10 protein-coding genes and 1 pseudogene are annotated in these 9,995 nt (G+C 55.2%); 5 read left to right on the top strand and 6 right to left on the bottom strand.

The features are described 5' to 3' along the window. A pseudogene (locus ACXJ5O_RS11490) lies at positions 1-91 on the top strand (histidine phosphotransferase); the annotation flags it as partial. Positions 92-221: 130 nt separating this feature from the next. Beyond that, a complete protein-coding gene (locus ACXJ5O_RS11495; protein WP_457300008.1) occupies positions 222-578 on the top strand; it encodes a response regulator in 357 nt (118 codons plus the stop codon). Between the two features lie 102 nt (positions 579-680). On the opposite strand, the gene ctrA is transcribed toward ACXJ5O_RS11495, so the two are convergent. Continuing rightward, positions 681-1,382 carry a response regulator transcription factor CtrA gene (gene ctrA / locus ACXJ5O_RS11500; RefSeq protein ID WP_112530599.1) on the bottom strand — a complete coding sequence of 234 codons (702 nt, stop codon included), beginning with the start codon at positions 1,380-1,382 and terminating at the stop codon, positions 681-683. Positions 1,383-1,874: 492 nt separating this feature from the next. Between ctrA and ACXJ5O_RS11505 the strand changes: the two genes are divergently transcribed. Next, on the top strand, positions 1,875-2,261 hold the full coding sequence (locus ACXJ5O_RS11505; RefSeq protein WP_457300009.1) for a flagellar export protein FliJ: 387 nt from the start codon (positions 1,875-1,877) through the stop codon (positions 2,259-2,261). 54 nt (positions 2,262-2,315) lie between these two features. Here ACXJ5O_RS11505 and ACXJ5O_RS11510 read toward each other — a convergent pair whose 3' ends face one another. Beyond that, positions 2,316-2,630, bottom strand: coding sequence for a GNAT family N-acetyltransferase (locus ACXJ5O_RS11510; protein WP_457300010.1), 315 nt, complete (start codon positions 2,628-2,630; stop codon positions 2,316-2,318). 34 nt (positions 2,631-2,664) lie between these two features. Continuing rightward, positions 2,665-4,776 carry a carboxy terminal-processing peptidase gene (locus ACXJ5O_RS11515; RefSeq protein WP_457300011.1) on the bottom strand — a complete coding sequence of 704 codons (2,112 nt, stop codon included), beginning with the start codon at positions 4,774-4,776 and terminating at the stop codon, positions 2,665-2,667. A 225-nt stretch (positions 4,777-5,001) separates the two neighbouring features. Between ACXJ5O_RS11515 and ACXJ5O_RS11520 the strand changes: the two genes are divergently transcribed. Then, a complete protein-coding gene (locus ACXJ5O_RS11520) occupies positions 5,002-5,460 on the top strand; it encodes a paraquat-inducible protein A (RefSeq protein ID WP_457300012.1) in 459 nt (152 codons plus the stop codon). A 49-nt stretch (positions 5,461-5,509) separates the two neighbouring features. On the opposite strand, the gene sciP is transcribed toward ACXJ5O_RS11520, so the two are convergent. Further along, positions 5,510-5,785: a CtrA inhibitor SciP gene (sciP, locus tag ACXJ5O_RS11525; RefSeq protein WP_457300013.1), complete on the bottom strand. Its 276-nt coding sequence runs from the start codon at positions 5,783-5,785 to the stop codon at positions 5,510-5,512. Between the two features lie 450 nt (positions 5,786-6,235). Here sciP and mnmA point away from each other — a divergent pair, with 450 nt between their 5' ends. Beyond that, positions 6,236-7,423, top strand: a complete 1,188-nt coding sequence (gene mnmA, locus ACXJ5O_RS11530) for a tRNA 2-thiouridine(34) synthase MnmA (RefSeq protein WP_457300014.1) — start codon at positions 6,236-6,238, stop codon at positions 7,421-7,423. 191 nt (positions 7,424-7,614) lie between these two features. Here the strand turns inward: mnmA and ACXJ5O_RS11535 are convergent, their stop codons facing one another. Together ACXJ5O_RS11535 and ACXJ5O_RS11540 are read right to left on the bottom strand one after the other, a co-directional pair. Next, positions 7,615-8,739, bottom strand: a complete 1,125-nt coding sequence (locus tag ACXJ5O_RS11535; RefSeq protein ID WP_457300015.1) for a DegT/DnrJ/EryC1/StrS family aminotransferase — start codon at positions 8,737-8,739, stop codon at positions 7,615-7,617. A gap of 143 nt (positions 8,740-8,882) precedes the next feature. Then, entirely contained in the window at positions 8,883-9,845 is a 963-nt protein-coding gene (locus tag ACXJ5O_RS11540; RefSeq protein WP_457300016.1) for a Gfo/Idh/MocA family protein, read from the bottom strand. Positions 9,846-9,995: the final 150 nt, after the last annotated feature.

The following is a 9,995-nucleotide window of genomic DNA, read 5'->3' on the forward strand; positions in this document are numbered from 1 at the left end:
ACCTTACTATACGCTGCTGCTGGCCCAGGAAGCCGGCATGACCATCTCGATCCACGCCAGCCCCGAAGAGATTGTCTTCACCGCGGCATAGCCGATCGCGCAAGTTGTCCTAAAAATTTACCATCAACCTTGGGTATTTATTCACCCAACGGCTGGTAGTCTTGGTCATGGGGACAAACGCAACTTGGCTTTTGCGGGGAGTTTTTCAATTGCTACGCTGCATGATTGTTGATGGATCTCCTGTGGTCAGGAAGGTTGCACGGAGGCTCATTGCCAACGAAACGACCGTCGTGACGACAGCCGATACCGGCTATCAGACGATTGCCGCCTGTAGCGTCGAAATGCCTGACATCATTATTCTCGACGATGCGCTATCCGACATGCCCGCGCCTGAGATCATCAGTCAGGTGCGTGCCTTGCCAGGCGGTGAGAACAGCAAGATCTATCTTTGCCTGCCCGAGGTCGACCTGAGCCGGATCATGCGTGCAAAACGTGCTGGGGCAGCCGGATATCTGCTGAAACCGTTCAATCGTGCTTCCATCGCCGAAATCTTGCCGCCGGTGCCGGTCGAGGGCTGATAGCAACATTGTTGCGACGGCTTCTAGTCGAGCTTGAATCTTACGACAAAATAGAAAAGCTCCGTTCACACGGAGCTTTTTTGTTTCTCGATAATATCTTGATCAAGCGATTTCGCGCAGATCCGATGCATCCGGCTCACGCAGCACATAGCCGCGGCCCCAGACCGTTTCGATATAGTTGATACCGCCGGATGCATTGTCGAGCTTCTTGCGCAGCTTGCAGATGAAAACGTCGATGATCTTGAGTTCCGGCTCGTCCATACCGCCGTAGAGGTGGTTGAGGAACATTTCCTTGGTGAGCGTCGTACCCTTGCGAAGCGAAAGCAGCTCCAGCATCTGATATTCCTTGCCCGTCAGGTGAACGCGCTGGCCGGTGACTTCCACCGTCTTCGCATCCAGATTGACGATAAGGTCGCCTGTGGTGATGACAGACTGGGCATGCCCCTTGGAACGGCGCACGATCGCATGGATACGGGCAACCAGTTCGTCCTTATGGAAGGGCTTGGTCATATAGTCGTCGGCGCCGAAACCGAGGCCACGAACCTTGTCCTCGATGCCGGCCATGCCGGAAAGGATCAGGATCGGTGTTTTCACCTTCGACAGACGCAGGGTCCTCAGGACTTCATAACCGGACATATCCGGCAGGTTGAGGTCGAGGAGGATGATATCGTAGTCGTAGAGCTTGCCGAGATCGACACCCTCTTCGCCCAGATCCGTCGTATAAACATTGAAGCTTTCCGACTTGAGCATCAGTTCGATGCTCTGGGCCGTTGCACTATCGTCTTCGATTAAAAGAACCCGCATATCATTCCCCTTTTCCCGCCGCTGAAATGGGTTGCCCAAGAAACCTCGATCAGGGCAATCCCGAAGTCAGGTCGCGAAACAAGCCGTTTCCATAACGTTAAGATTGCCACCGAATGGTTAACAAAATCTAATTCCGCTTTGCAAGTGTCTTTGACTCTTGAATTAAAAATCATTGGCACCGCATTGATTCATAAGGTCAACTTACCGGTCAAAAATCATAAGGCGCAGCATCAGGTTCTGGCCTTAAGCGATTCATTCGACTCGATAAAATCGCCGTCTAAAAACTTGCCGCACTGATTTACAGAGCTTTAAGTCTTAAGGCGTATGATTAATGCTGAACGTAAAGGAAAGGTTACCAGACAGGGCAACCTTTAAGTTTTTGTTTCATTTTTCCGAAGTGATTCGGGGTGAAACGGCGCCGGATGATCGATCGCCAGCGTTTTGGCAGGATCAGAGTAMCGGCTTTTGGCAGGTGTTGAGGGGGTAGTGAGTATGAAGTCGCATGAAGGTTTGGTTCGGCTGAAGCTCTTTCAGGTCAAGGAAAAGCGCCGTCAACTCGGCCAGCTTGATTTGATGATGGGCGAGTTCGAACGCATGGCTGCCGAATTGGACACGCAGATACTGTCCGAGGAAAAAAAGGCCGGCATCACCGACACCACGCATTTCGCCTATCCGACGTTTGCCAAGGCCGCCCGTCAGCGCCGCGACAACCTGTTCGATTCAATTCGCGACCTGAAAGCCCAGAAGGATGATGCCGAGGCGGCTCTTACCGAATCGGAAGCAGAACTTGCCAAAGCTGAGGCACTTGAGCAGCGCGATGGCAAGCCGCGTGATATCGAAGAGATTCCCGTCACCGACAAGCGGGCGATGATCGGATAGTCAGAAGACTTTTTGAGAAATCAGCTCCTGTGGACATAGAGTTCCCAAAAGGCCTTATCTCTGCTGAACGACGTCCGCCCATTCCTCGTGCCTCAGCGATTGAGCGCGCATGAATGGGCAAAGCGGAATGATCTTCCATCCACCCGCCCGCGCATCTTCTACCGCATGCAACGCCAGGGCCTGCCCCACACCCTGGCCACGTAACGCATCCGGCACTGCCGTATGATCAATGATGATCAGATGCGGGCTGGCGCGTGAAAACGCCATCTCGGCCTCGTGTCCCGATACCTCCGCCACATAGCGTCCGCCGCTACCCGATTCCTGTTTATCGATACTGATTTGATCTGCCATTGCTGCACCATTCGTCATGTGTAGCGCCAGCACTCAACGCTGGCGCCAATAATCAATTGTTCTTTGCCGATTTCACTTTGGTTAGGTCTGCGGCATCGCTGAGAATATGGACAGTCTCATCCAGGAGAACGTCCTTTGCGTCCTTCAGCGCCTTCTCGCTCGCTATGTCTGCGCTCAAGCTGCGCTCATTGGCCTGCAATCCGTCTTCCTGAAACACAAGATCTGCCTGTGACACGGAACCTTTGCCGTCTGCTGCCTCGCGCGCCTTCAGGCGGTTGACCTGACGCTCCCTCTCGGCACGCCGTTCGGTTTCGTTGAGTGAGATAACCCGCTTGTTGCGCAAGTCATCGAGCTCGTTCACGTCTTCAACGAGATCCTTGAAATCCTTGTCCGTTTTGGCGCGGGCGTCGTGGCGACTCTGCAGCTCCGGCAGAACCGTTTTGATATCAGCAAGGGGTTTGTAGCTCGCAGGTTTGATCTGCAGCCATGGCAGCGCATTGTCATAGCTCGACTCCCCCAGTTTCTCTTCGTCTGAGAACCCCGGCAGGACGATATCCGGCGTCACCCCGCGAAGCTGGGTGGTGCCGCCATTGATGCGGAAGAACTGTGCAACAGTCATTTTCAGCTCGCCGAATTCCGGCTTTGGGTTGCGTGCTTCCTCGTCCAAATCGACCACTGTTTGCACGGTGCCCTTGCCAAAACTCGGTTCTCCAATGATGACACCGCGGCCATAGTCTTGTATCGCGGCGGCGAAAATCTCTGAAGCCGAAGCGGAACCACGATTGATGAGCACTGCAAGCGGTCCCGTCCAGAGGGCCGTTGCGCGCTTATTGCCATTTACCCTGATCTCGCCATCTCCGTTGCGCTGCTGCAGAACTGGTCCTTTGCCTACGAAAAAGCCGGTCAGTTCGATTGCTTGCGGCAAAGAACCTCCGCCATTGTTGCGTAGATCGATAACGACACCATCGACCTTTTCTTTCTCAAGTTCTGCCAGCAGCTTGGCGACATCGCGGCTTGCGCTCCGGTAATCCTTGTCGCCGCGCCGTCGCGCATCGAAATCTTCATAGAACGTAGGCAACGAGATCACACCGATTTTCCGCGAGATATCGCCGTCCTTGACAATCTGAACGCTTTTTTTGGCCGCCTGCTTGTCCAGACTGATGTTGTCTCGCACCAGGGTGACCAGGCGATGCTTGCCGTCAAGTCCCGCATCGGATGGCAAGATATCCAGCCGTACGACGGTATCCTTCTCGCCGCGTATCAATTTCACGACGTCATTAACGCGGGTGCCGACAACGTCCACCAGCGTGCCGTCCTTGCCCTGCGCGACGCCGACAATTCTGTCGCCGACCGCCAGCTGGCCGGACAGCTGAGCCGGTCCACCCGCCACCAGCTCCCGTATGGTCGTATATTCGTCGCGCTCCTGTAGTACCGCTCCGATGCCGACGAGTGAGAGTTTCATCGAAATGTCGAAATCCGATGCCGCAGCAACACCCAGATAGTCGGTATGGGGTTCGATCGAGTTCGTGTAAGCGGTCATGAATGTCTGAAAGACATCGTCACTCTTGTATTTGTAGGCACGGGCCAGTGAGTTTCCATACCGCTTGCCAAGTGTTTCGCGTATCGTCGCCTCAGGCGTACCCGCCAGTTTCAGGCGCAGCCAATCGTTTTTCACGCGCTTGCGCCACAGGTCTTGGCTCTCCGCCATCGTTTTCGGCCAAGGTTCCTTGTCGCGGATAAGTGTGAATTCTTCGTTCTTACTGAAATCGAAACCATTCTTGAGCAATTCACGCGCGTATGTCAGGCGCTCTACGTAACGCTGCTCGTACACGTTGAAGATAGCGAACGGAATGCTCAGATCGTCGCTAAAGATAGCATCATCGATTTTGTCCCGGTTGGTCATGAACTGATCAATATCGGACTGAAGGAAAAAGAAGCGCTCCGGGTCGAGTAATTCTACATACCGGTTCATTATTTTTTCAGACAGGGCGTCGTCCAGCGGCACCTTCTTGTAGTGGTAGTATGTCAGCACCTGCGCGCTCAAATGCGCGGCCTTGGCCTGCTCCGCCTCTGGAGCGAGTGGTGGCGGGGAGCCTGTCTCCAGCGCCTGGGCCGAGGAAACAAAGGCCAGGAAAACAAGCAGCAATCCGAATTTTGTACGCATAAGGTGCATCAATCCAATGTTCGATCAAATCATCAAGAATCTAAATACTCTTGGTTACGGCCATCAGTTCGCCGGTACTATGTACCCTAACTATGGAGACCAGCCATGGGAAGCGTCAATCGGTACAAGCGAATGTGATCCGGTGTGTCTTGTCGTCGCCCATGCTTGACGGCCGCCATTGGCTTCCGCATGCATATGMGAGATTAACGTTGTTTCGGGATCAGCATGTCGACAAGATCGTTCATTCCCATCTTTCTCTTCATCGCCACATTTTCGCTGGCACTGGGGATGAGCATGCCGTTGATGAATGTCAGCAGGCTGTATTTCTTCGACGAGAACCCTTCGCTCCTGGGCATAATTCGATCGCTCTGGGCGGGCGGCGACTGGTTGCTGGCGTCTGTCGTCGGGCTCTTTTCGGTCATTCTTCCCGTCACAAAGCTCGCCGTTGCACAATTGGCGGCAGCCCAACTACCTGCTGCCGCACATGTTCTGCACCGGTGGATCGGCTTCTTGTCGAAATGGTCGATGCTGGACGTATTGCTGGTCGCTCTGGTGATTTTCGGCGCAAAGACGAGCGGTCTTGCCACAGCGATCGCCCAGCCGGGACTCTGGTTTTTCACCGCATCGGCAATTCTGTCGGCACTGGCGACGCACTTGATCGTGCGTGAAGAAACGATTGCATAAGCGAAGGGGCTGGCCTCGCGGCCAGCCCCTTCTATTCATGCACCATCATCTAATGACGATATTGCTGTATCCGGGTCGTTCTGAGACCAGCCAGTCCATGATCGGAGATCGAGGACTGYCAGGACAGGAACTCTTCCACCGTCAACGTATAGCGATGGCAAGCCTCCTCAAGACTAAGAAGACCACCGCGCACAGCGGCAACCACCTCAGCCTTGCGGCGAATAACCCAACGCCGCGTGTTCGCGGGTGGAAGATCGGCGATGGTCAGCGGGCTGCCATCCGGGCCGATTACGTATTTTACTCTCGGTCGAACAAGATCGGTCATTGTACTCTCTACACTAAACTTCAAGACCTATCGCAGCTGACATTACAGTCAGGGCTTTAATAATTGCCTAAACCTCGAGTCATTCTCTGGTAACTTCGGTTAATGGATCGGCCATATTTTCGTTAAACTTTGGCCTAACTCGCAGAATTTTCGGGTTTTTGACGCGAGCGTTATGCAAAAAACTCGTCTCAGGAAAAATTTCTCCCACGCCACTTCTCAGAGATCGTTTGGAAAGTCGCTGCGGCGAGGCATATGATGCGGTTTTTGGGGTCGCCCTTGCGACGAGCGGAGCGTACTATTGTACGTGAGCACCGGAAGCGCAGAAAATCGCGTTAGATGGCCGTCGCAGTAGAGTTTCAAACGGTCTCTTATTGGCAAGTCCGGGTCGATGCCCTATATAGAGCCGACAAAGCGCTGCGCTTATATGCCGCGACGAAAACGGATCCGCTTATGACACTGAATAATCTCGATCTGCCGGGAAAACCGGAAGACACTCGTATCGTCGTTGCCATGTCTGGCGGCGTGGATTCTTCTGTTGTGGCAGGCATCCTCAAACGCCAGGGCTATGATGTCGTTGGCGTCACCTTGCAGCTCTATGATCACGGCGCATCGACCCATCGTGCCGGTTCCTGCTGCGCCGGTCAGGATATCGAGGACGCGCGCCGCGTCTCCGAACGTCTCGGTATTCCACATTATGTACTCGACTACGAAGCACGCTTCCGCGAAGCCGTGATCGATCCCTTCGCCGCGAGCTATGTCAGCGGCGAGACGCCGATCCCCTGCGTTTCGTGCAACCAGACCGTCAAGTTTGCTGACCTGCTGCAGACCGCCCGTGATCTTGGTGCCGACGCCTTGGCGACTGGTCACTATATTCGCAGCAGTGCAAACGGAGCGCACCGTGCCCTGTTCCGTCCTGTCGATACCGACAAGGACCAGAGTTATTTCCTTTTTGCCACCACGCAGGAACAGATCGATTATCTGCGCTTCCCGCTCGGGGGTCTGACGAAGCCGGAAACCCGTGCAATCGCCGAGGAGCTTGGTCTCACTGTCGCAAACAAGCAGGACAGCCAGGACATCTGCTTCGTACCGCAGGGTAAATATTCGGACATTATTTCGAAACTGAAGCCGGAAGCGGCCAATCCGGGCGATATCGTCCATATCGACGGGCGCGTGCTCGGCCGTCATGAAGGCATTGTGCACTACACAATCGGCCAGCGCCGCGGCATTGGCGTCGCGACCGGCGATCCGCTCTATGTCGTCCATCTCGATGCGGCCAATGCCCGTGTCATAGTCGGCCCGCGCGAAGCGCTTGAAACCCGTAAGGTTTTCCTGCGCAACGTCAATTGGCTTGGTGACGACGCATTGGAAGATATTCCGGCTGGCGGCGTCGAAGTTTACGCCAAGGTTCGCTCCACCCGCCCGCCGCGCCCGGCAGTCCTGCATCATCAGGCAGGCGAGACGTGGGTCGAGCTGGTCGACGGCGAAAGCGGGATCGCGCCCGGCCAGGCCTGCGTGCTTTATTCAGACGACAGCAATACCGCCCGCGTCTTCGGCGGCGGCTTCATTGGCCGCTCCGAACGTGCCCCGCAGGCCGAAGCCATGTTGAAGCGTCTCGCCCAGCAAGGCCAGCACGCCTAGCGCCCTTATCTCTCCCCTTGTGGGAGAGAAAGCGATTTCAGCATCTTAGCTCTTGCTAAGTGCTAGAAATCGCAAGTGAGGGGATTTCGTATCGAGCGCTCAAATCCCCTCTCTTGAATTTTCTATGGATTTAGCAACGAGGCTAAATCCAAGAAAATTCTTTCTCCCCCACAAGGGGGGAGATAACTTCGTCAGGCCCCTTTTTCATGGAACTCGCGGATCGTGCCGATAATCCGGTCCTGGTCATCAGTGCTCAGATATGGATGCATGGGCAGGCACAGAATGTTCTTCGGCAAGGTTTCTGAAACCGGCAAACCGCCCGGCGCGCGCATATAATGCGCATAAGCTTCCTGCAGATGCAGCGGCTTCACATAATAAATTACCGACGGAATGCCATTTGCCTGCAGGTGTGCCTTCAATCCATCGCGATTCTTCGTCTCGATCGCATATTGCGCCCAGGCCGAGCGCGAGCCTTCCGGCATCAATGCCACTTTGACGATATCCTTGAGGCCATTGGCATAGCGCTTGGCTATCACCTGCCGTGCATCCATCTCGTCTTCAAGAATGGCGAGTTTTTCGATGAGGATCGCTGCCTGGATCGTATCGAGGCGCGAGTTCAGGCCGATACGCACATTGTCATATTGCGTCTCCCCCTTGCCGTGAAACAGCACGGAACGCAGCAAGTCAGCGAACGACGCATCATTGGTGAACATGGCGCCGCCATCGCCATAACAGCCGAGCGGCTTGGCGGGATAGAAACTCGTCGCTCCCACATCGCCGAACGCGCCACACATGGCATTGTCGCGCTTGCCACCGATAGATTGCGCCGCATCCTCGATGACGAAAAGGTTCTCACGGGCGGCGACTGCGGACAGCGACGTATAATCGGCTGCCAGCCCAAACAGATCGACAGGAATGATCGCTTTCGGCGCAAGCCTGCCTTCCGCGCGCACAGCGGCAATAGCGGCTTCGAGTTGCTTCACATCGATATTGTAGGTGTCGGGATCAACATCGACAAAAACCGGTTCTGCACCGGCCAACGCCACCACTTCGGCCGTAGCGGCAAAGGTGAAACTCGGACAGAACACCGCATCGCCGGGACCGATCCCCTTCGCCATCAGCGGAATAAGCAGCGCGTCCGTGCCATTGGCGCAGGCGACAACGTGCTCGACACCGATATATTCGGCCAGACGTTTTTCGAATTCGGCAACTTCCGGCCCCAGGATATATTTACCCTCACGCACAACCTTGGCGATTGCCGCGTCGAGTTTGCCGCTAATCCGTTCACGCTGTGCGCCGAGATCGATGAACTGCATCATTGCTCCAATCTGTCTTCCGCGAATCTGCCGCGGTCAAGCAAGTCTCTAAAGAGGCAGCGATAGGTCTGCCATAGCTTGCCGTTCAAAGTTTGTGGGGCCTTGTAACAATGGTTGCAAAAGAGAGCAATGCGGCTGAATGCTCACTCACTCTTGTTATGAGCAACAGTACCGGCCGTGAGTATCCGCAAGACGCGGATCGCTTCTTCGCCGTCCGTTTTCGGTTGCTTGCGCGTCTGGATGCTCTCGATAAAACTCTGGCACTCGCGCGTCAGCGGCATGCCCTGTGCAACCTTCACATATGTCGGCTCTTCCGTCGTCGAGGCCCACTGGCCGTCATCCTGCCAGATCGAATGCTTGTAGACGGCGAGCTTCTTGTCCCATTGCTCCATGTCGTCGAACACCGCCATCGCTTTGGTGCCGACCACGGTCAGGCGGCGTTCGCGATAAGGGTTGAGCCGCGAGGCAAACAAATGACCGCGTACATTATCCGGAAAACGCAAATGCAGATGTGCGAAATCGCTCAAATGGTCCAGCACGGCGGCACCCTCGCCGCGCACCTCCAGCGGCTCGGTTTCCGTGATCGCCAGGATCATCGACAGATCGTGCGGCGCAAGATCCCACAGCGCATCGTTCTCGGTATGGAATTTCCCAAGACCAAGCCGGTGCGAGTGGATATAGCGCACCTTGCCGAGATCGCCGGCCTTGATAAGATCGAGCAGCTTTTCGAACGCAGGATGAAACCGCAAAACATGGCCGACCATGAAAATGCGGCCATTGTCGTGCGCCGCTTTCACGGCAGCTTCCGCGTCCGGTACCGTCAAGGCGATCGGTTTCTCGACCAGCACATCCTTGCCATTGGTAACGGCACGAATAGCCGCTTCCGCATGGAACTGCGGCGGCAAGGCCATGACGATGGCATCGACATCCGGGTGGGTGAAAAGATCCTCGACCTCTATATGCAAAACGTCCTGCTCGGCGGCAAAGCCGGCAGCACGATCGCTGTTCTGGTCGGAGACGGCATAAAGAGCGCCGAGGCTCTTCAATGTACGGATATGGTTGCTCCCCCAGTAACCGCAACCCAGCACTGCAATCCGTGGAGCCATCTTTTCAGCCTTGTTCATGTCGGCATCCAATATCCGTACGACGAAACTATGACAAGTGCTGGAAGGCGTACTTCCGAGGGAATCGCCTTTCAACGTTGCATTRCTGCTGTGCGTGGTTCGACAAGCTCACCATGAGGGAGGTGAGCTGGT

The sequence above is a fragment of the Phyllobacterium sp. P5_D12 genome (genome assembly GCF_054049495.1).